15 protein-coding genes are annotated in these 21,362 nt (G+C 66.6%); 7 read left to right on the top strand and 8 right to left on the bottom strand.

Translation table 11 applies throughout. From position 1 onward, the window contains the following. Positions 1-58 precede the first annotated feature (58 nt). From IEJ03_RS01895 to IEJ03_RS01875, 5 genes are all read right to left on the bottom strand, one after another. Entirely contained in the window at positions 59-2,494 is a 2,436-nt protein-coding gene (locus tag IEJ03_RS01895) for a GNAT family N-acetyltransferase (RefSeq protein ID WP_192036042.1), read from the bottom strand. 115 nt (positions 2,495-2,609) lie between these two features. Then, positions 2,610-3,974 (bottom strand): TRAP transporter large permease subunit, encoded by a 1,365-nt coding sequence (locus IEJ03_RS01890; RefSeq protein ID WP_192036041.1) that lies wholly within the window; start codon positions 3,972-3,974, stop codon positions 2,610-2,612. After that, positions 3,974-4,603 carry a TRAP transporter small permease subunit gene (locus tag IEJ03_RS01885; RefSeq protein ID WP_192036040.1) on the bottom strand — a complete coding sequence of 210 codons (630 nt, stop codon included), beginning with the start codon at positions 4,601-4,603 and terminating at the stop codon, positions 3,974-3,976. The genes IEJ03_RS01890 and IEJ03_RS01885 overlap by 1 nt, the downstream gene beginning before the upstream one ends. A 120-nt stretch (positions 4,604-4,723) precedes the next feature. Beyond that, the gene (locus IEJ03_RS01880) at positions 4,724-5,800 is read right to left on the bottom strand and encodes a TRAP transporter substrate-binding protein (protein WP_192036039.1); all 1,077 of its coding nucleotides are present in this window, start codon (positions 5,798-5,800) and stop codon (positions 4,724-4,726) included. A gap of 516 nt (positions 5,801-6,316) precedes the next feature. After that, positions 6,317-7,708, bottom strand: coding sequence for a sigma 54-interacting transcriptional regulator (locus tag IEJ03_RS01875; RefSeq protein WP_192036038.1), 1,392 nt, complete (start codon positions 7,706-7,708; stop codon positions 6,317-6,319). A 291-nt stretch (positions 7,709-7,999) separates the two neighbouring features. On the opposite strand from IEJ03_RS01875, the gene dauA reads away from it, so the two are divergent. Beyond that, positions 8,000-9,778, top strand: a complete 1,779-nt coding sequence (gene dauA, locus IEJ03_RS01870; protein ID WP_192036037.1) for a C4-dicarboxylic acid transporter DauA — start codon at positions 8,000-8,002, stop codon at positions 9,776-9,778. A 198-nt stretch (positions 9,779-9,976) separates the two neighbouring features. Further along, positions 9,977-11,686 (top strand): iron ABC transporter permease, encoded by a 1,710-nt coding sequence (locus IEJ03_RS01865; RefSeq protein WP_192036036.1) that lies wholly within the window; start codon positions 9,977-9,979, stop codon positions 11,684-11,686. Here the strand turns inward: IEJ03_RS01865 and IEJ03_RS01860 are convergent. Further along, positions 11,639-12,811, bottom strand: a complete 1,173-nt coding sequence (locus tag IEJ03_RS01860; protein ID WP_192036035.1) for an ABC transporter ATP-binding protein — start codon at positions 12,809-12,811, stop codon at positions 11,639-11,641. The genes IEJ03_RS01865 and IEJ03_RS01860 overlap by 48 nt on opposite strands. Before the next feature lie 307 nt (positions 12,812-13,118). On the opposite strand from IEJ03_RS01860, the gene IEJ03_RS01855 reads away from it, so the two are divergent. Beyond that, positions 13,119-14,147: a Fe(3+) ABC transporter substrate-binding protein gene (locus tag IEJ03_RS01855; protein ID WP_192036034.1), complete on the top strand. Its 1,029-nt coding sequence runs from the start codon at positions 13,119-13,121 to the stop codon at positions 14,145-14,147. 207 nt (positions 14,148-14,354) lie between these two features. Here the strand turns inward: IEJ03_RS01855 and IEJ03_RS01850 are convergent, their stop codons facing one another. Beyond that, positions 14,355-15,359, bottom strand: coding sequence for a DMT family transporter (locus IEJ03_RS01850; protein WP_192036033.1), 1,005 nt, complete (start codon positions 15,357-15,359; stop codon positions 14,355-14,357). Between the two features lie 158 nt (positions 15,360-15,517). Here IEJ03_RS01850 and IEJ03_RS01845 point away from each other — a divergent pair, with 158 nt between their 5' ends. Next, positions 15,518-16,402 (top strand): LysR substrate-binding domain-containing protein, encoded by an 885-nt coding sequence (locus IEJ03_RS01845; RefSeq protein WP_192036032.1) that lies wholly within the window; start codon positions 15,518-15,520, stop codon positions 16,400-16,402. A 140-nt stretch (positions 16,403-16,542) separates the two neighbouring features. Beyond that, positions 16,543-16,836, top strand: coding sequence for a YkgJ family cysteine cluster protein (locus tag IEJ03_RS01840; protein WP_192036031.1), 294 nt, complete (start codon positions 16,543-16,545; stop codon positions 16,834-16,836). Between the two features lie 157 nt (positions 16,837-16,993). Here the strand turns inward: IEJ03_RS01840 and polA are convergent, their stop codons facing one another. After that, a complete protein-coding gene (gene polA / locus IEJ03_RS01835) occupies positions 16,994-19,786 on the bottom strand; it encodes a DNA polymerase I (RefSeq protein WP_192036030.1) in 2,793 nt (930 codons plus the stop codon). 249 nt (positions 19,787-20,035) lie between these two features. On the opposite strand from polA, the gene IEJ03_RS01830 reads away from it, so the two are divergent. After that, positions 20,036-20,287: a DUF2782 domain-containing protein gene (locus tag IEJ03_RS01830; RefSeq protein WP_192037136.1), complete on the top strand. Its 252-nt coding sequence runs from the start codon at positions 20,036-20,038 to the stop codon at positions 20,285-20,287. A 110-nt stretch (positions 20,288-20,397) separates the two neighbouring features. Next, positions 20,398-21,345 carry a homoserine kinase gene (locus IEJ03_RS01825; protein ID WP_192036029.1) on the top strand — a complete coding sequence of 316 codons (948 nt, stop codon included), beginning with the start codon at positions 20,398-20,400 and terminating at the stop codon, positions 21,343-21,345. Positions 21,346-21,362: the final 17 nt, after the last annotated feature.

Genomic DNA, 21,362 nt, shown 5'->3' with positions numbered 1-21,362 from the left:
CGGGGCCGGCCATCGCCGGCCCCGTCGTCGTTTCGAAGTCGAACGCAGCGCACCGCCATCAGGTGGGCGACACGAACCGCCTGTACCAGCGGCCAAGCGTCGTCCGCAGGCGGGCCTCGACCTGGCGCCGTCCGGGCAGGCCGAGGCGACGGGCCAGCCAGGCATCGTCCTGGCCCTGGAAGAGCACGGCGACCAGCAACCAGGCGTCCTCGTCGGAGACATTCTCGAAGGTTTTCTCGGAGACTTTCTCCAACCCTCCCTCATCAAGCGTCGCACCTGCCGCCTCGCCCCCCTGGCGTCGCAGCACGAGCCCTCGCCGCACCAGATCCTGAAGCGCGGGGCGGGCCAGCGCCGGTGACCGGTGACCGAAGGCCACATCGGCGATATCCCGCATCATGGCGGCATCCAGCGCGGGCACCGGACCTTCTGCCAGCAGCCCTGCGGCCAGCGCCGGGTCGAATGCCCTGAGCTCGAAGGCCAGCAGGCTCGGCAGCAACGCCTGGAAGCCTTCGGTGAGCTCCTCGAGCAGCGCCTCGCCCCGGGGGCTGGTGGCCCGCGCCACCATCAGCGCATGCTCGCCGCTGGCCGCCTCCCGGGTCAGCCCCAGGCGCACCGCGCGAAAGCCACTGCGCTGCCAGAAGGCCATCAGCCCCGCCTCGGCGCCGAAGCTGGCGCCGAACAGGTCGATGCCGTCGTCGCTCGCCCTGGCAAGCTCGGCGCCAAGCAGCGCCCGGCCATGGCCGAGACGGCGGAAACGGGGATCCACGGCGATGCGCATCACCCGCCGTACCCGTGACGTCAGTGCCGCTCGGCTGCCGGCGTGGGCGGCCAGCGATTGCGCCAGCAGGTGGCCACGGGGGCGCCGCTCGCCCCTGGCCACCTGCTCGGCTAATTCAGGCGCGAAGCCGCCCTCGTCCACGGTCAGGGCCACGGCCCGAGGGCGCGGCTTTCCTCGTTCCCCCAGACACACTACCCGTCCACCGGGACCATCGAGCAGCCGGCGCAGGTCGCTTGGCTGGGTGCGGTAATGAGCCTGCACCAGCAAGCTGAACAGCGCCCGCAGTCGCGGCTCATCGGCGGCCAGGGCATCCCGGGAGCATTCGACGATCGTCGGCTCGCCCTCTTCCCCCATGCTTGTGTCAGCCTTGCCTGGTTCATCGGTCTGGTCGTTGTCGTCAGTCTCGTCGGGTTCGTCTTCCTTACTAGCCTCGTCAGGCTCGGCATCGAGCAGCAGCAGCCTGTCGGTCAGTCGCTCCAGGGGATCCTCCGCGGCCCATCGAATCGGCGTGGCCAGGTGCAGGCCCTGCCAGCCCGGGGTCTGGCGATCCAGCTGCTCGCGAAAGCGCAAGGCGAAGCCGCGCCCCGAGCCCTCGTAGCCGTGCACGGTGGTGGCGAAGGCAATACGCGGGAAGGCGCCGAGCATGCGCGACAGCAGCGGTGCGGGAATCGCCGCCGCCTCGTCAACCAGCAGCAAGGCACCGGCCCCGCCTTGCTCGCCTGCAAGGGCGGCCTCCACCAGGGCATCCGGGGCGACAAAGCTCACGCAGGGCGGGCTGTCATGTGCTCTCTCGTGCGCTTTCTCATGCGCCTGATCATCCTGTGCCTCGCGCGCCGCCTCCAGTACAAAGACGTTGCCCTGGCGCCGCCCCCCGGGGCAGAGCAGCGTCAAGCGCTCGAAGAGCGCCTCCACCGCCGCAGGGCGCGGTGCGGTGACCAGAATCTCCGTCTCTCCCCCGGCCAGCAGCCGGGCGCAGGCGATGCCGAGCGCCGCGCTCTTGCCGCGGCCGCGATCGGCGGTGAGCACCAGCGGACGCCGGCGCTTCAGGCGCATGAGCCTCGCCACCGCCCGGGCCTGATCGGCGGTGGCGCAGTCGGCGTCCGCCGTCGCCGCCTCCCTGGACGCGTCGGCGGCCACCTGCGCGCCACACCCTGCCGTCTCGGGCAGGCGCAGGGCGCCGTCGGGTCCCCAGGTCGCCACTTCCTCGGAGGCCGAAAGCAGCCGAGCGAGCCGCGCCAGATAGCGGGAGCTCAGCGCCTCGGCGACATAAGGATGCTCGGCGAGGCGGGCATAGTCACCATCCGGCCGCGCGCCGAAGTCCGGTGGCGTCAGCAGCAACAGCAAACCGCCCGCGCGCAGGGTGCCTGAAACCGCACCGAAGGCCTCGGGATCGAAGCCGGCCATCGCGGAGACGGCATCGATCACCACCAGATCGTGCTCGCCACCGAGAGTCTTGCGCGCCTTGGCGGCAGGCAACGCGGCGATGCCTGCCGCCTCGCCTTCGGGCGACGGCGCCCCCAGCCACAGCGGCGCGGCCCAGCCAGTGGCCTGGTAAAGCGACAGCGCCCGGGCGATGGCGATATCCGGCGGCGCGGATATCCACACAAGGCCGCGATGGCGCCGGGCCGCGAGGCGCGCCAGCAAGGTATCGAGGGCCTCGCGCCCGGGCGGGTCGAGGAGCGAGATGGGGTCAGGGCAATCGGGCGGGATGGTCATGGCGCACAGCATGCGACAAGGCGCGCCGCTGGGCCACCCCCCGGTGAGGCCACAAACGCACAGGCCCCCGCATGCGGGGGCCTGTGGCATCGGTCATGAAGACATATCCTGCGTCCTAGCCGTAGGCCACGCTGGGCAGCCAGGTGGCGATCGCCGGCAGCAGGAAGACCAGCACCAGGGCGACCAGCTGGATCAGAATGAAAGGCACCACGCCACGATAGATGTCGGTGACCTTGATCTCCGGCGGGGCCACGCCCTTGATGTAGAAGAGCGCGAAGCCCACCGGCGGCGTCAGGAAGGAGGTCTGCAGACACATGGCGAAGAGAATGGTGAACCACACCAGGTCGAAGCCCAGCGACTGCACCACCGGCGCCACCAGCGGCAGGATGATCAGGGTGATCTCGACCCAGTCGAGGAAGAAGCCGAGCAGGAAGACCGCGAACAGGATCACCAGCACGATGGCGTACGGCTCCAGCGGCAGCCCCAGCAGGGCATTCTCGATCACCTCGTCGCCGCCCAGCCCGCGCAGCACCACGGAGAAGGCGGTAGCACCGAGGAAGATGGCGAAGATGAAGGCCGAGGTGCGGGTGGTCTGGTAGAGCGACTCGCTCATCACCGGCATGGTCAGACGGCCGGACAGCAGCGCCAGCAGGGTCGCGCCCAGTGCCCCGACGCCCGAGGCCTCGGTGGGCGTGGCGACCCCGGCGAAGATCGAACCGAGCACGCCGAGGATCAGCGCGGCGGTGGGAATGACCGCCTTGATCACGTCCCAGATCACCCCGGGGCCGATCTTCGGCAGGTCATCCGGCGCCGGGGCGATATGCGGCTGGAACATCGGCCGCAGGATGGCGTAGGTCACGTACATGGCGCCGAGCATCAGGCCCGGGAAGAAGGCGCCCATGAACAGGTCGCCCACCGAGGCCTCCGGCACCGCCAGGCGATCGGCCATCAGTACCAGCATGATGGACGGCGGAATCAGGATGCCCAGGGTGCCGGTGGCACAGGCGGTGCCGACGGCGAAGCCCTTGTCGTACTTGTTCTCCATCATCACCGGCAGCGACAGCATGCCCAGCAGCACCACCGAGGCCCCGATGATGCCGGTGGTGGCCGCCAACAGCACGCCGATCACGATCACGGTCACCGCATAGCCACCGCGCACCGCGCCGAACAGCTTGACCATGTTGTTCATCAGCTTCTCGGCGATGCCGGACTGATCGAGCATGATGCCCATGAAGATGAACATGGGCAGCGCGACCAGGGTCTCGCTTTCCACGAGCCCCCAGACCCGCTCGGGCATCAGGCCCATCGAAGAGGAATAGTCGAACCACAGGTTGGCGCCGAAGCTGTCGACCGCGACCACCCCGACCAGGGTCCAGATCACGGCGGTGCCACCCAGCACCCAGGCGACGGGAAAACCGGTCATCAGCAGCATGCCGAAGGTGACGAACATGCCGATGACGAACATCGCTTCTAGAGACATCAGGACGCATCCTCTTTGGTGGAGTCATCGACGAGCGGCCCGGGGAAGCCGAACAGCAGCGCGGTCACCCGGGAAAGCCGGGACAGCGCGGCGACGATCAGCAGCGCGAAGGACAGCGCCACGATGGCCTTCAGCACCCAGCGGTGGGACAGCCCGGCCGGGGCCTGGCTGGTCTCGCCCTGGGTGAAGGAACTGATCGCATAGGGCGCCATCTCGTACAGCGATATGCACAGGAACGGCAGCAGCAGCAACAGGAGGCCGGCCAGCTCGATGCGGCCCTGGGCCTTGAGGCTCAGGCGCTCATGGATGACATCGACCCGCACGTGGTCGTCGGTGGTCAGGGTATAGCCAAGCCCCAGCAGCCAGGCGGCCCCGGCGATGTGCCACTGCCATTCCTCGAGGGTGACCGAGCCCTGACCGAAGGCGTAACGGCCGACCACGGACCAGATGATGACCGCGACAACCACCAGCCAGGCCCAGGAGGCGGCCTTGCCGATCGCCACCAGCAGCGCATCCAGTCCCCGGCTGAGCCGGGTCTGGGGCAACTCGGTATGGTGATGAAGAATCTTCTCGGCGTCCGCCGCATGCACTTGATGCTGCTCCGGCGGCTCTCGATCAGGCGACGTCATGGACTTGCCCCTCTACCAAGCGAGGCCCGTGGTGAACGGGCCTCGCTGCATGTTCCGTGCGGGTGGCCCGCGGGCCACCCGCCTTGATGATCGCCGGGCCAGGGGCCCGGCGCAGCGAGATCACTCGTCGTCGGCACCGAGGTTGCTCATGTCGGCCGGCAGATAGGCGCGGCTATCCCAGACGGTGTAGTCCTTCTGGAATTCCCGCTGGCTCTCGTAGACCCGCTTGAAGTCGGCGTCGTTGGCCGCTTCTTCCTCGAGCACTTCCTCGGAGACCGCCTTGAGTTCCGCGAGGATCTCATCCGGGATCTGCTTGGCCTGAACGCCCCGTTCCTGGAAACCGGCCAGTACCGCGCCGTTCTTGTACTCACCCTCGGCGAGGCCACGAGTCACGGCCGCGGTGCAGGAGGCCTCGACCAGCGCCTTCTGGGCGGGGGTGGTGCGCTCCCACTCATCGTTGTTGATCAGCATGTACTGAGCGGTGAAGGGCTGGTGCCAGCCGGGGAAGAGGTTGTACTTCACCACCTGGTCGAAGCCGAGGATCTGGTCGATGGCCGGCATCGCGAACTCGGTCGCGTCGATGGTGCCCTTCTCCAGCGCCTGGAACAGCTCGCCGCCCGGCATCATGGTCACCGAGGCGCCGAGGCGCTCGAGCACCTTGCCGCCGAGGCCGGCGAAGCGGATCTTCATGCCCTGGTAGTCTTCGAGGCTGGTGATCTCCTCGGCGTACCAGCCGGCGGTCTCGGGCCCGGTGATGCCGCACAGCTGGGCATGCACGTCGAAGCCCTTGTTGGCATAGACCTCCTGGAGCATCTCGTGGCCGCCGCCGTAGTAGTACCAGCCGGTGAAGGCCCAGGGCTTGAGACCGAAGGGCACCGCCGCGAACAGCGGCACCGCCGGCACCTTGCCCTGGTCATAGCCGATCCAGGTATAGCCGGCCTGGACCTTGCCGTCGGAGACCGACTGCAGGATGTCGAAGGCCGGCACCAGCTTGCCCGGCTCGTAGACGCGCACCTGCAGCGAGCCGTCGGAGGCGGTGGTCAGGTTCTCGGCGACCCAGGGGGCCGGTGAGCCGAGCCCCGGAAGGTTGAAGGCGAAGGCCGTGGGCATCTTCCAGCGCAGGTCGTCCGCCATGGCGGTACCGGTGCAGAGCGCGAGGGCGCCGGCACAGCCGACGAGGGTTTTGGCCAGTTTCATGGGCGATATCTCCGGTTGTTCTTGTCTCGAATAGCTCGAATACGTCAGCGTGGAGGTGCCCGGCCCTCGATAATTCCCGAGGAAAATACCGGACAATCGCGGCAAGCATGACCGCTGGATATCCTTAATGCAATTTGACCAAAGTCAACCATGCTGCCTGGCCCGAGCCCGCTGCTCAGGCCATTGGCGGCACGAGATCATCCCCATAAAGCATCAGATTCTCATGCCCATTTCGGGAAAAAAGCGAACAGAATAATCCTGGGTAAAATGGCGAAACTCGCCCTCGATAGCGAAGAAAATGTCCGGAATATCGGACTCCACTAGCAGCAAAGTGGTTTCATCAGGCCTATCATGGGCATTGCTTCACTTTCCATGAATCCGGACGCCGTCCGAAAAAACGGACGCCAAAGCACCTTTATCCCGGGATCGACACACCGCCGTGACGCACCTCCCCGACGCATGACCGGGCAACGGCAGCGTCGAGCGAAGGCATTCGAAGGAAAGGGAGCGGCGAGATCAGTCGGCCTGCAGACCGTGGCGAGCCATTTTTTCGTAGAAGGATGACTTGGCGATGCCAAGACGCCGCGCGGCCCAGGTGCGGTTGCCATCGCACTCCGCCAGCGCCGCCAGCAAGGCCTCGCGCTCGGCGCGGGCCAGGGTCGCCTTCAGCGAGGCCCCGAGCCGGGGTGGCGCGTCGTCCCGGCAGCGCAGCACCTCCGGCAGGTCGTCGACATCGAGATGATGCCCCCCTAGGTAGAAGGCCGCCTCCAGCACGTTTTCGAGCTCGCGCACGTTGCCCGGCCAGCTGTGTCGCGACAGACACGCCACCGCGGCCTCGCTCAGGGTCGGGCAGCGCCGCTTTCGACTGTCGGCCAGCCGGCTCAGCAGGTGCCGGGCCAGCATGGGGATATCCTCGCGACGCTCACGCAATGGCGGCACGTCCAGTGGCACCACGTTGAGGCGATAGAACAGATCCTTACGGAACTCCCCGCGCTCGATGAGGCTCTCCAGCGGTCGGTGGGTCGCCGCAATCACGCGCACGTCCACCGGCACCAGGCTGGTGCCCCCTACCGTCTCCACCTCGCGATCCTGCAGCACCTGCAAGAGCTTGACCTGCATGGCCGGCGGCATGTCGCCGATCTCGTCGAGGAACAGGGTGCCGCCATCGGCGAGCTGGAACTTGCCGGGCTTGCCCCCCTTGGGCGCACCGGCGAAGGCGCCCTCGGCATAGCCGAACAGTTCGGCCTCGAGCAGGGCCTCCGGTATCGCGGCACAATTGACCTTGATGAAGGGCCGCTGAGCCCGGCCTGAGAGCCGATGCAGGGCATGGGCATAGAGCTCCTTGCCGGTCCCCGACTCGCCGCGGATCAGCACCGAGGCCTCGCCCGGGGCCACCTTGCGCACCCGGGCATTGAGCACGCGGATGGCCTCGCAATCGCCGATCACGTCGGCCAGACGCCAGCGCGGCGTGACCCCGGTCCCCAGAGGCTGGGCATCGCCATCGGTCTCGGCCTCCAGCGCCTGAACCTGGACATTCAGTTGCCGCCACTCCCAGGTGTCGTGGTAGAGCACCGTGCCGATGGCGCCGATCACCTTGCCATCGACGCGGATCGGGTAACGGTGGGCGATCATGTGATGCCCCCGCACCCGCTGCAGATGCGCCAGCTCCGCCTGTCCCGAGGCGACCACTTCCGGCATGCGAGTGTTCTCGATCAGCTCGCGGATCGGCATGCCGATGGCCGCCTGCGGGTCAACCTCAAGAAAGGCGGCATAGGCCGCATTCAGATAGGCCACTCGGGACTCATCGTCCACGACCACCAGCCACTCGCCCATGGCATCGAGGCCACGCAACAGCAGCGGCGAGGCGAGGGGGTCGGCGAGCGCATCGGCGAGGACATCGGTACCCATGGAATCCATCCGTGACGGCAACTGGAGATACAGCATTGCGGCTATGCGTCCCGGCATCAAGGGGGCCTTGGGCGAAGATAGCGCGCCCGACGCGACGCTCGCCGATCAGTTGGTCGGGCCATGCGGCAAAAGACCACTTTTCCTTCGCCGAGAATCTCCGCGATGCTGATCAGGCGATCCTGCATGCCTTGCCGGCGTCACGAGATCGCCGACAGCCGTTCGCGCCCCCTGACAGGATATCGGGAGACGCGTCCCCGGCGCCCCGCCTTCACCCGGCTAGAAGGATCTGCCATGCCATCTTCCTCTTCGCGAAGGCACCGTCTTCGCCTCGGCACCGGCCTGCTGGCCGCCTGGCAGGCGGGGTACCGGCTCGAGGACCTGCGCCATGACATCCTCGCCGGCCTGACCATCGGCATCGTGGCCGTGCCATTGTCGATGGCGCTGGCGATCGCCACCGGGGTGGCGCCCCAGTACGGGCTCTATACGGCCATCGTCGCCGGCATCGTGATCGCCCTCAGCGGTGGCTCGCGCTTCAGCGTGTCGGGGCCTACCGCCGCCTTCGTGGTGATCCTGCTGCCGGTCGTGCAGCACTACGGCCTGGGCGGCCTGCTGATCGCCACCCTGATGGCGGGCATGATCCTGGTCGGCCTGGGGCTGGCACGTCTGGGGGCGCTGATCCAGTTCGTGCCATACCCGGTGGTGCTCGGCTTTACCGCCGGGATCGCGGTGGTGATCGCTACCCTGCAGGTACCGGACTTCCTCGGCCTGGAGGTCGCGCGGGGCGAGCACTTCACCGACAGCCTAACGCATATCCTGCGCGCCCTGCCCGAGACTCGCCCCGCCGAGCTTGCCATCGGCATGATCACCCTGGCGGTGCTGCTGGCGTGGCCGCGGCTGCGGACGCCGGTGCCCGCGCCGCTGGCGGGACTGGTCGCGGGGGCACTGGCCGCCTATATCGCCAATCACTGGTGGGGAGGCGACATCGCCACCATCGCCTCTCGCTTTGAGTGGAGCGCCCAGGGCAAGAGCGGCATCGGCATTCCACCGATCGCCCCGACGTTCGCCCTGCCCTGGCAGATGCCCGACGCAGCGGGCGAACCGCTGACGATGAGCTTCGACCTGATCCGCTCCCTGCTCGGCCCGGCCTTCGCCATTGCCATGCTGGCAGCCATCGAGTCGCTGCTGTGTGCCGTGGTCGCCGACGGCATGACCCGCACCCGGCATGACCCCAATGCCGAACTGATCGGCCTTGGGCTTGGCAACATCGTCGTGCCCTTCTTCGGCGGCATCACCGCCACCGGCGCCCTGGCACGCACCGCCACCAATATCCGCAGCGGCGCACGCTCGCCGATCGCGGCCGTGGTACATGCCCTGGTGGTACTGCTGGCGGTGATCGCGCTGGCCGAGCTGCTGGGGCTGGTGCCGATGACGTCGCTGGCCGCGCTGCTGTTCCTCATCGCCTGGAACATGAGCGAGGCTCGCATGTTCGTGTACAGCCTGCGTTCGGCCCCCTCGGGGGATGTGGCCATTCTGGTGATCTGCTTCGTGCTGACGGTGCTGTTTGACATGGTGCTGGCGGTATCGGTGGGCATCGGCCTGGCCGCGGCCCTGTTCATCCATCGCATGACTCAGTTGACCCGCACCACCGCCCGCCCCCTCGACGGCGACCCCGAGGTGCGGGATCTGCCGCCTCGCGTGGCCCTCTACGATATCAACGGCCCCATGTTCTTCGGTGTCGCCGAAAAGGCCCTGTCGTCGCTGCAGACGGTCGACCCCGAGATCCGCCTCGTGATGGTGGACATGCACGGCGTCCCGAGCATCGACGGCACGGCGCTCGTCGCCTTGCGCCGCCTGGTCGACGAGATGCGCCGCCAGCGGGTCGCGCTGATCCTGATCGGCCTGTCGCCTCGCCAGATCGTCAAGCTGCGCCGCGCCGGCATTCGTACCGCCGCCGGCGAGCTGACGCACTGCGCGAGCCTGACCCGCGCCAGGCGCGTGGCCCAGCGCTGGCTGGCTCCCGCGGCGCCCTCACAACAGTCACAACAGGAGGGAGACGACGCGCCCCGCTGAGCGAGCCGCTTCACGACCTGCCCGGCGATCGCTCGAGGTCGCGCGATGTCCGCGGCAGGCTGCAGCGCCAGGCCCAGACTGATACTATTCTCGCCCGACACTCTCTCTCGCCCGATAGTGTTTGCATCCGCTAGTATTCTCACCCGTGACACCGTCTCGTTTCGCCGGTTCCAGGCCATCACCGGAAGGAGTCTCCGCTTGACCAGTCCCGCCAGTTCTCGGCCGGCCAGCCTGGCTCGTCGCCTGTCGCTGCACTTCAACGCCTGGAGCGTGCTGACCATCGGCATCGCGCTGATCGTGGCCCTGCCGGTGCTCGTGGTGCTCGCCCATATCCTGGTGCCCACCGACGGCATCTGGCAGCACCTGGCCAGCACCGTGCTGGGGCGCTATCTCGGCAATACCCTGTTCCTGGTGGTGACGGTGGGCCTCGGCACCTTCGTGATCGGCACCGGCACGGCCTGGCTGGTGGTGATGTGTCGCTTCCCCGGGCGACGGCTTTTCGAGTGGGCGCTGCTGCTGCCGCTGGCGGTGCCCACCTACGTGATCGCCTACGCCTACACGGACTTCCTGCAGTACGCGGGCCCGGTGCAGACCTGGCTGCGCGAGGCCTTCGACTGGGGCCGCGGCGACTACTTCTTCCCCGATATCCGCTCGCTGGGCGGCGCCGCCACGCTGATCACCCTGGTGCTCTACCCCTACGTCTACATGCTGACCCGGGCGGCCTTCCTCGAGCAGTCGGTGTGCGTGCTGGACGTGGGCCGGACCCTGGGGCGCGGGCCCTGGCGGCTATTCTCCAGCGTGGCGATTCCGCTGGCCCGGCCCGCCATCGTCGGCGGCGTGTCGCTGGCGCTGATGGAGACCCTCAACGAGTTCGGCGCGGTGCAGTACTTCGGCGTCGATACCTTCACCACCGGCATCTACCGCACCTGGTTCGGCATGGGTGAGCAGATCGCCGCCGCCCAGCTGGCGGCCTGCCTGCTGGCCTTCGTGATCATCTTCGTGCTGCTGGAGCGCTGGTCACGGGGCAAGCGGCGCTACTTCCACACCTCGGGCCGCTACCAGCAGCTGCCCGAGTTTCACCTGCGCGGCTGGCGGGGCGCGGCGGCGTGCCTTTGCTGCCTGACGCCGATCCTGGTGGGCTTCCTGATTCCCAGCGGCCTGCTGGGCTATCTCTCGGTGCAGGGCGGGGATGACCTGTTCGGCGCCCAGTTCCTGGAATTCGCCGGTAACAGCCTGATACTGGCGGCCATTGCCGCCCTGGTGGCGGTGGGTCTGGCGCTGGTGCTGAGCTATGGCGCGCGCCTGAACCCGCGTCCGGTGACGCGTCTGGCCACCCGCATCGGCGCCATCGGCTATGCAGTGCCGGGCTCGGTGGTGGCGGTGGGCATCCTGATTCCTTTCTCGTGGCTGGATCAGCGCCTCAACGCCGTCATGAACGAGCACTTCGGCATGATGGTCGGGCTCCTGTTCAGCGGCTCCGCCTTCATCCTGATCTATGCCTATGTGGTGCGCTTTCTGGCAGTGTCCTTCAACGCCATCGAGGCGAGCCTTGGCAAGGTGACACCGAGCATGGACGCCGCGGCCCGCACCCTGGGTCAGACCGCCGGCGGCACCCTGCGCAAGGTCCACACGCCGATCATCCGCGGCAGCCTGTTGGCCGCCGCGATTCTGGTGTTCGTGGACGTGATGAAGGAGCTGCCGGCGACCATCATCCTGAGGCCCTTCAACTTCGACACCCTGGCGGTACGGGCCCACAATCTGGCGGCGGACGAGCGCCTCGCCGAGGCCTCCACCGCCTCACTGACCATCGTGGCGGTGGGGATCATTCCGGTGATTCTGTTGAGCCTGGCGATCCGGGGCTCACGCCCCGGCAGCGGCGCCGTCGGCGGGAAAGACAAAGACCTGTGACGGGTCCAGCTGGATCATCACCGGCTGGCCCTCCTCGGGCAGGAACACGCCCGGCACCCGGGCGTGGAGGTGGGCTTCCCAGCCATCCGCGCCGTGGGCGCAGATGTGCACCAGGCTCGAGCGGCCCAGCAACTTGGCCATCACCACATGGCTGTGAGGTTTATGGCTGTGAGGCTCATGACGGTGATGCTCATGGCTATGGGGCTCAACCGGCGCCTCGTCCAGCGTCACCACCTTGAGCGCCTCGGGGCGGATCAGTACCCGCACCGGGCAGCCGTCCGGCAGCTCGTCTGCCGGCACCTCGCCGACCGGCGTCGTCACCCGCCCGCCGCATACCTCGCCGGCCATCTCGTTGACCTCACCGAAGAAGGTCACCACGAAGGGATCCTTGGGCGCGCAATAGAGCTCCAGCGGCGTGCCCATCTGCACGATCTGGCCATCGCGCATCAGGGCGATGCGATCGGCCATGAACATCGCCTCTTCCGGGTCGTGGGTGACCAGCAGGGCGCCCGCGCCGACCCGCTTCAACACATGCAGGGTATCGTCGCGGATGCGATCGCGCAGGCGCGCGTCCAGGCTCGAGAAGGGCTCGTCCAGCAGCATCAGCGAGGGCGCCGGCGCCAGCGCACGGGCCAGCGCCACCCGCTGCTGCTGCCCGCCGGAGAGGGTATGCGGGAAGCTCTTGGCATAGCCCTCCATGCCCAGCTGCGCCAAGAGCTCCATGGCCCGTGCCCGACGCTGCTTGCCGGGCAGGGATTCGAGCCCGAAGGCCACGTTGTCGAGCACGGAGAGGTGCGGGAACAGCGCCGAATCCTGGAAGGCCAGCCCCACGTTGCGCTTCTCCGGCGGCACATGCGGCTTGCCGGGGCGGCCGATCGGCCGCCCCCCCAGATCGACGCCTCCTTCCTGCACGGTCTCCAGGCCGGCGACGATACGCAGTAGCGTGGTCTTGCCACAGCCGGAGGGGCCCAGCAGACAGACCACCTCGCCCTGCTCCACGTACAGGCTGACATCCTCCACCGCCTGATGCTGGCCATAGGCGTGGCGGATGTGATGCATGGCGAGGACGGGGGCCTCGTGGAACACCTGGCGGTCGGTGTCGGTCGGGATCGCTTGGGAGGTCATGGAAGCTCGTCGTCTCATCTCGTCCGTCTGCGGCGTGCACCGCAGCGTGAAAGCGGGAATGCGTCCTAAGTGCATGCAGTTTACTCGCTTTGCCGGCCCCGACGCACGCGGCGACGACATGACGCCCCCGACGGCGTCATGACCTGGGTCATGTCATGCCCGCTTTCTGCCGAGTCGCTGACCGCTGCCGCGACAACCGGGTGCAATGGCAGTTGACGTTGCCCCCCGCAAGCGCTTCAATGGCAGCATGGTTAATGCAACGCATTATCATTCAATTTCAGGTTCTCGCATGCTCACGAGGTTTCCGATGCCCCTGCAACGCCGTCACGTCCTGCCCCTCGCCGCCCTGCTGGCCGGCTCCGTCGTCTCGAGCCAGGCCCTGGCCGACTCCGTGAACATCTACTCGGCGCGACACTACGACTCGGATCAGGCGCTCTATGACGCCTTCACCGAGAAGACCGGCATCGACGTCAACGTGCTCGAGGGCAACTCCGACCAACTGATCCAGCGCATCCTGCTGGAGAGCGAGGCCGGTCCCGCCGACATCATGATGACCGTGGACGCCGGCCGCCTGTGGCGCGCCGAGGAGGAGGACATCTTCGCCCCGGTCGATTCCGCGCTGCTCGACGAGCGCCTGCCCGAAGCCATGCACCACCCCGAGGGCAAGTGGTTCGGCTTCAGCCAGCGCGTGCGGGCCATCTTCTACAACCCGGAAGCCATCGACCCGAGCGAGATTTCCACCTATGAAGCCCTCGCCGACCCGAGCCTCGAGGGCCGGGTGTGCATCCGCTCCTCGAACAACATCTACAACCAGTCCCTGCTGGCCTCGATGATCGCCCATCACGGCGAGGAAGGCGCCGAGCAATGGGCGCAGGGCGTGGTCGACAACCTGGCTCGCGACCCCGAGGGCGGCGACACCGACCAGCTGCTCGGCGTGGCCAGCGGCGAGTGCGACGTGGCCGTGGCCAATCACTACTACTACGTGCGCATGCTCGAGTCCGATGATGAGGCCACCCGCGAGGCCGCCGAGTCGATCAATATCCTGTTCCCCAACCAGGACGGTCGTGGCGCCCATATCAACGTCGGTGGCGCAGGCATGATCAAGGGCGCCCCGCACCCGGAAAATGCCCAGCGTTTCCTTGAGTTCCTGGCCTCCGATGAAGCCCAGGCGCTGTTCTCCAAGGGCAACCACGAGTTCCCGGTGGTCGACGGCGTTGCCATCGACGAGGTGCTGGATTCCTGGGGCGACTTCAAGCGCGACGACCTGAACGTCAGCGTGCTGGGCGAGAACAACCCCCAGGCGGTGCGCATCTTCGACCGCGTCGGCTGGCGCTAAGCCCGCGGGGCCCGAGCGCCTGACCAGCTGAAAGACATGAAGGCCCGCGGCATTGCCGCGGGCCTTCGTTTATCTTCCCCATGGCCGTCAGTACCGGCCCTCGCATGCCGGCGCACGACTTACTCGGTGGTCAAGCCGCTCAGCCGAGCCGATCGATGAGGCGACCAGCACCCGGCGAGTTCGCGCTGCCTCGACCACTGCCTCCTGTCAGGACGCCTCTACGAATGCCCTGTTGCGGGGGGCGTGCTTCCGGATGGTCCAGAGCACGCCGGTGATCATCAGGGCGATGGCCACCATCTCCATCGCTCTTGGTGCACGAGCCTCGTAGACGAAGCCATAGAGCAGCGCGAAGAGAGGTTCAAACACAAATACCTGCCCGGTTAGGGTCAGCGGAAGACGCCGGGACGCGCCATTCCAACAGGCGTTCGCGATTAACGAACCGGCGATGCCGATGCCAACGCTGACAAGCCAGAACAGTTGCCAGTCCCGGTCCACGACGATCGGCTCCAGTACGTTGGCCTGCGGTTCTAAAGGCGAAAAACCGCCGCCCCAAACCACGCAAGCCAGCACCAGAGCCCACAGGCCGGACGCCAGGCCCGTCAGGTAGGACCACTGTTGACTGGACACGCTCGCAAGGGACTTGAGGGCTCGAGCATTCAGCACCGCAAACAGGCTCCAGCTTGCCAGGGCGGCACAGGCAAAGATCAGCCCCTGAATGACGTCGGTCAGACTGTTGGAGGATGCCGAAACGCTACCCAGCGTATCCAGATTGATGCAGGCCACGCCGGCGAGAACCAACGCCAGGGGCCAGGCCAATTGTCGGAGGGAAGCAGCCCCCTGGTCATGTCTTCCCAGGACCGTCACCACCACCGGTACCAGGCCCACAATCAGGGAAGCCGGTGCAACGCCGACCTTCTGGATCGACGCCGCCAGGAGGGCAAAAAAGGCGACATTGCCACAGGCACCCAGCAACAACAGCAACATGACATCTGATGGAGTGAGGCGCTTAGACAAGGTGCGGACGAACGGAAGCAGACAGACCAGCGACACCACGCCGTAAACCAGGAACCGACCAGCGGCAATTTCAAGGGCGCTGAACGCGCTCAGTACCAGGGGACTTAAGAAAACCAGCCCCCAGCAGGCGCCGGCGGCCGCCCCCAGTAGCACTCCGGTCCGGATCATGTTCACTCCCCCATCGCGTTTGATGTTCAAGAAGTGAGTGACTCTACCGGCCCGGGCAGTGCGGCCAGTAGCGACAATACCGCATGAGGGTATGCCATACCGGCATGGCGGGTAGGCTGTCTTTCCCGGCATCACTGGCGCAAGATAATCAGCAGATATCCACTCATCACCGCTTTCGGATCAGTCTGTTGATCACCAAGCTTAAACGTCTTCCGCCCATCCATGCCTTGTCGGCATTTGAGGCCGTCGCCCGGCACGGTAGCTTTTCCTCGGCGGCCGAGGAGCTTCACCTCAGCCAAAGCGCCGTCAGCAAGCAAGTCAGAACGCTCGAGGAGCACACCCGCTCCCCGGTGTTTCTCAGGCATGCGCGGGGTATCGAGCTGACCTCCGCCGGCGCCGCCTTGCTGCAGGAAATCCAGCCCGCGCTGGCACAGTTATCCAGCGGTATTGAGCGGATTCGTCAGCGGCAGGATGCCAATACGGTCACCGTGATCGCTACCCACGCGGTCTCCCATTACTGGCTGTTCCCCAGGGTCATGGCGTTTAACCGTGAGCACCCGGAGATCACGGTGAGCATCCAGTCCGACAATGGGATGACACCGGCGGTCATCGAGGAGTATGACTTCGGTATTCTCTTTGGCAGCGGAGGCTGGCCAGGGCTGGATGCGCAGCCCTTGTTCGCTGAACGCGTCTATCCCGTCTGCCGGCCGGACCTTGCGCTACCTGAGCACCAAACGCTTCAAGAGCTAAAGGCGCTTCCGCTGATTGAACTGGATTCCAGTGCCTGGGACTGCATCGACTGGGTCGACTGGTTTGCCCACTTCAACGAAGCGTACGCCCCCAAACCCCATGGCTTGAAATTCAATCAGGTCTCTCTCAGTTACAACGCCGCTCTGGAGGGCCTGGGCGTGAGCCTCGGTTGGGATTTCATGGTGTCTCAAGCCGTCAGGGAAGGCCGACTGCGACGGGTGGGCGACTTTGTGTACGATTCCAGGAAGCATGATTTTCTGGTGCACGGGATCAAGGAGCCGCTGAAGCGGGCCGCGCAAACCTTCAAGGACTGGCTGTCATGATGACGGGATGGGATGCTCGCAGAAGCGCCCGGCACAGGCAGTGTCGTTGATGGCTCAGGGGCCTGCTGCGCCAAACGCGTCGCGAAAACGCCGCAATGCTGGCGTATGATGACGGCAAATCTCCATTACTGCGGTCTTACATGACGCCCATCGAAGCGAAGAACCTGCCGGTATCCGACGTCTCCTGCTCGAACTGCCAGGCCTGCTGCTGCCGCCTGGAGGTGGTCATCTTTACGGATACCGGCGTGCCGGAGCGCCATATCGAGGTGGACGAATGGGGCGGAGAGACGATGCGGCGCCTGGAGGATGGCTGGTGCTCGGCGCTCGATCGCGACACCCTGATGTGCACCATCTACGAAAACAGGCCGCTGATCTGCCGGGAGTTCGAGATGGCCTCGGATGAATGCCTCACCGAGCGCGCGGCCAGCATGTAGTGTGAAGCACCTTGTATATTGCGCCGATGCTTTTCTAGCGGAAGCGCCTCTCCTTCATGGCGACCGCCCTGCCCGCTTTTCTTCCCAATACGCATCAGCCCGGCCTAAGCCGGGCTGATGGTTTTGTGCGTTCAAGACTGTTGCCGAGCAGCTGTGCTCAGTGCGCTTCGTCCCAGTTGATGCCGCTTTCGGCCTCGACGATCAGCGGCACCTTCAGATCGGCGGCATCGCGCATGCGGGTCTTCACGGCGTCGATGAAGTCGTCGACCTGCTCGTTTTTCACCTCGAAGACCAGTTCGTCGTGCACCTGCATGACCATCCAGGCATCCATCTCGCCCTCCGCTAGCCAGGCGTGCACGTCGATCATGGCGCGCTTGATGATGTCGGCGGCCGTGCCCTGCATGGGGGCGTTGATGGCGGTGCGCTCGGCGGCCTGGCGGCGGCCCTGATTCTGCGCCTTGATCTCGGGCAGGTAGAGCCGGCGGCCGGCGACGGTCTCGACGAAGCCGTCTTCCGCGGCCTGGGCGCGAATGCGCTCCATGTAGCGGGCCACCCCGGGGTAGCGGTCGAAGTAGCGGTCGATATAGGTCTGGGCCTGGTTGCGCTCGATGTTGAGCTGCTTGCCCAGCCCCCAGGCGCTCATGCCGTAGATCAGCCCGAAGTTGATCGCCTTGGCGCTGCGCCGCTGCTCGGTGGTGACCTTGGAAAGCTCGACGCCGAACACCTCCGCGGCGGTCGCGGCGTGGATGTCACGATCCTCGGCGAAGGCCTCGAGCAGGCCGGCATCCTCGGAGAGATGCGCCATGATGCGCAGCTCGATCTGGGAGTAGTCGGCGGCGACGATCTTGTAGCCGGGCCGGGCGATGAAGGCCTGGCGGATCTTGCGCCCTTCCTCGGTGCGAATCGGAATGTTCTGCAGGTTGGGATCGCTGGATGACAGCCGCCCGGTGGCGGTCACCGCCTGGTGGTAGCTGGTGTGCACCCGGCCGGTGGCCTTGTTGACCAGCAGCGGCAGCTTGTCGGTGTAGGTCGACTTGAGCTTGGAGAGCCCGCGATGCTCGATGATCACCTTGGGCAGCGGGAAGTCCAGCGCCAGCTCCTCGAGCACCGCCTCGGCGGTGGAGGGAGCGCCCTTGGGGGTCTTCTTCTTGACCGGCAGCTTCTGCTCCTCGAAGAGGATCTGGCCGAGCTGCTTGGGCGAGCCCAGGTTGAACTCGCGTCCGGCGAGCTCGTGAGCGCGAGCCTCGAGCTCGCGGATACGCGTCTCAAGCTCGCGGCTCTGGGTATGCAGGCGCTCGGCGTCCAGTGCCACGCCGGTGCGCTCGATGTGCGAGAGCACCGGGATCAGCGGGCGCTCGAGGCCGTCCAGCACCTCGGCGACACGGCCCTCCTGCTCGAGACGCGGGCGAAGCGTATGGTGCAGGCGCAGGGTGATGTCGACGTCCTCGCAGGCGTAGGGGGCGGCCTGCTCGAGGGCGATCTGGTTGAAGGTCAGCTGCTTGGCCCCCTTGCCGGCGATCTCCTCGAAGCTCACCGTCTTCTCGCCCAGGTACTTGAGCGCCAGCGAGTCCATGTCATGGCGAGTGGCGGTGGAGTTGAGCACGTAGGACTCGAGCATGGTGTCGTGAAGCGGCCCGGCCACCCGGATGTGGTAGCTGGCCAGCACCGAGATGTCGTACTTGAGGTTCTGGCCGATCTTGGCCTTGGTGGCATCCTCGAGCAGCGGCGTCAGCGCCTCGAGCACCGCCCTGCGATCGAGCTGGGCGGGGGCGTCGAGGTAGTCGTGAGCCAGCGGAATATAGGCAGCCTCGCCGGCCTCCAGGGCCAGCCCGATGCCGACGATCTCGGCCTCCATGTAGTTGAGGCTCGTCGTCTCCAGATCGAAGCAGAAGGCGTCGCTCCCCGCCAGGCGCTCACACCAGGCATCGAAGTCGGCCTGGTCGAGAATCACCCGATCCACGCGCTGTGACGAGGGGGTATCGGCCTCGGCTTCATCCTGGCTTTCGTCGGATGCTCCCGCCTGGGCGGCGGTCGCCGTATCGCCGGCAGGTTTGCTTCCGGCTGCCTCGTCCTTGCCCTCGAGCAGGTCGGAGAGCCAGGCCTTGAACTCCATCTCCCGGTACAGCTCGATCAGCGCCTCGCGGTCCGGATGGGCGATGTCGAGATCATCAAGCCCCACCGGCAGCTCGCAGTTGGTCTTGATGGTGGCGAGCTGATGCGAGAGGAAGGCCTCGTCGCGATGCGCCTCGAGCTTCTTGCCAAGCGTCTTGGCGCCGCGGAAGCTCAGCGACTTGATCCGCTCCAGGTCGCCGTAGATGGTGTCGAGCCCACCCTGCATGCCCTGCAAGAGGCCAAGCGCGGTCTTCTCGCCGACGCCTGGCACCCCCGGGATGTTGTCGACCTTGTCGCCCATCAGCGCCAGGAAGTCGATGATCAGCTCCGGCGGCAGGCCGAACTTCTCGTTGACGCCGTCCACATCGAGGGTCTCGCCCTTCATGGTGTTGACCAGGGTGATGTGGGCGTTGACCAGCTGGGCCATGTCCTTGTCACCGGTGGAGATCACCGCGTCCCGCCCGGCCTCGGTGGCGTGGCGCGCCAGGGTGCCGATCACGTCATCGGCCTCGACACCCTCGATGCACAAAAGCGGCAGGCCCAGCGCCCTCACGCAGTCATGCAGTGGCTGCACCTGGCTGCGCAGGTCGTCCGGCATCGGCGGCCGGTGAGCCTTGTACTGCTCGAACATCTCGTCGCGGAAGGTCTTGCCCTTGGCATCGAAGACCACCGCCATGGGGCTGTCCGGGTACTGTTTGATCAGGCTCTTGAGCATGTTGAGCACGCCCTTCACGGCCCCGGTCGGCTGGCCCTTGGAGGTGGTCAGCGGCGGCAGGGCATGGAAGGCGCGGTACAGGTACGAGGAGCCGTCGACGAGGACGATGGGCGGGGTGGCCATATGAACCGATTCCTTGAGCAAGATCACTGGCGCCCATGATACGCAGCTCCCCGCATCACGTCAGGCTCGCCTGGCTCGCCCCGGCTGGCCTACACTGGCCTCATCGAGCGTGAACACTGTTTCGTCGCTCGCTTCCCCGGATGACAGGAGGCCGCCATGCCGCGACGCACTTCACCGAACACTCTGCTCTCGTCGACTCTGCTCTCGTCGAGGCTTGTGCCGGCCCTGACCCTTGGCCTGGTCCTTAGCATGAGTCTGGCCCTGGTCGCCGCCACGCCGGCGCTGGCTCAGTCCACCGACGTCGAGCCGGACGTGACCATCCGCCAGCTGGAAGAGCGCACCATCGAGGAATACCGGGTCAACGGCCAGCTCTACGCGATCAAGATCACCCCCAAGGTCGGCCCGTCCTACTACCTGGTCGATGAAGACGGCGATGGCAACTTCGCCCGCCAGTCCGGCGATCAGATCGCGATTCCCCGCTGGGTACTGATCGAGTGGTGACCCCACGCCTGGCGCAGGACATGGCTCAGCCGAAGGACTGATGACGTGGGCCGTGCATCGCGCCGGCAAGCCGGTACAATGTGCAGCTTGGCATCCTGGGCGAGAGAGACATGGCCGTATTCACCCCGCTTGACGACGCGCAGGTCGCGGACTTCCTGACACGCTTCGAGGCCGGCTCCCTTAAAGGCCTCAAGGGCGTGGCCAGCGGTACCGAGAACACCACCTATTTCGTGTCCACCGACTCCCGCGAGTTGGTGCTGACACTGTTCGAGCAGGGCGAGCACGAGGAACTGCCGTTCTTCGTCGACCTGCTCGATTTCCTGGACGAACACCGCCTGCCGGTGCCCGGCCCGCTGCACGACCGCGATGGCGTCGCCCTGCAGAGCCTGGCCGGCAAGCCCGCGCTGCTGTTCCCGCGCCTGCCCGGCAAGCACCCGAGCGCCCCGAGCGTCGCCCAGTGCCGCGCCCTCGGCGACACCCTCGGCCGCATGCACACCGTGTCGAGCCACTTCGAGGGCCAACGCCCCAACCCCCGGGACCTGCACTGGCTGGTGCCCATGCACCACCGGGTGCTGGCCTACCTCTCGCCCGAAGACCAGGCGCTGATGAGCGACGAGGTCGACGCCTATCAGGTCTTCTTCGGCGATGCCCCCGACCTGCCCCAGGGCGCCCTCCACGGCGACCTGTTCCGTGACAACACCCTGTTCGACGGCGAGCAACTGGGCGGCCTCATCGACTTCTACAACGGCTGCACCGGCGACCTGCTCTTCGACCTGGCGATCGTCATCAACGACTGGGCAACCGACGACGACGGCCGCCTGAACAAGGCCCGCCACGACGCCATCCTCTCGGCCTATCAGGCCCGCCGGGCGCTGACCGGCAACGAGCGCGACGCCTGGCCGATGATGCTGCGCATGACCGCGCTGCGCTACTGGCTCTCGCGCCTGCTGGTGGTCTACGTGGACCCGCCGGCCCACGACCTCACGCCCCATGACCCCGAACGGTTCCGCACCATTCTCGGCCAGCGCCTCGAGGGGGCCCTGCCGCTACCGGCCTGATCGCATGGCTGTCCTCG

Origin of the sequence: Halomonas sp. YLGW01 (assembly GCF_014840935.1) — a bacterium.
GTDB lineage: Bacteria > Pseudomonadota > Gammaproteobacteria > Pseudomonadales > Halomonadaceae > Onishia.
Note: the sequence above shows the minus strand (reverse complement) of the source record. Positions and strands in the feature narration are given on the sequence as shown.

Bases quoted from the DNA above. Each gene is read 5' to 3' on its own strand.
- IEJ03_RS01895 (WP_192036042.1), bottom strand. From the start codon at position 2,494: ATGACCATCCCGCCCGATTGCCCTGACCCCATCTCGCTCCTCGACCCG.
- IEJ03_RS01890 (WP_192036041.1), bottom strand. From the start codon at position 3,974: ATGTCTCTAGAAGCGATGTTCGTCATCGGCATGTTCGTCACCTTCGGC.
- IEJ03_RS01885 (WP_192036040.1), bottom strand. From the start codon at position 4,603: ATGACGTCGCCTGATCGAGAGCCGCCGGAGCAGCATCAAGTGCATGCG.
- IEJ03_RS01880 (WP_192036039.1), bottom strand. From the start codon at position 5,800: ATGAAACTGGCCAAAACCCTCGTCGGCTGTGCCGGCGCCCTCGCGCTC.
- IEJ03_RS01875 (WP_192036038.1), bottom strand. From the start codon at position 7,708: ATGGGTACCGATGTCCTCGCCGATGCGCTCGCCGACCCCCTCGCCTCG.
- dauA (WP_192036037.1), top strand. From the start codon at position 8,000: ATGCCATCTTCCTCTTCGCGAAGGCACCGTCTTCGCCTCGGCACCGGC.
- IEJ03_RS01860 (WP_192036035.1), bottom strand. From the start codon at position 12,811: ATGACCTCCCAAGCGATCCCGACCGACACCGACCGCCAGGTGTTCCAC.
- IEJ03_RS01855 (WP_192036034.1), top strand. From the start codon at position 13,119: ATGCCCCTGCAACGCCGTCACGTCCTGCCCCTCGCCGCCCTGCTGGCC.
- IEJ03_RS01840 (WP_192036031.1), top strand. From the start codon at position 16,543: ATGACGCCCATCGAAGCGAAGAACCTGCCGGTATCCGACGTCTCCTGC.
- polA (WP_192036030.1), bottom strand. From the start codon at position 19,786: ATGGCCACCCCGCCCATCGTCCTCGTCGACGGCTCCTCGTACCTGTAC.
- IEJ03_RS01830 (WP_192037136.1), top strand. From the start codon at position 20,036: ATGAGTCTGGCCCTGGTCGCCGCCACGCCGGCGCTGGCTCAGTCCACC.
- IEJ03_RS01825 (WP_192036029.1), top strand. From the start codon at position 20,398: ATGGCCGTATTCACCCCGCTTGACGACGCGCAGGTCGCGGACTTCCTG.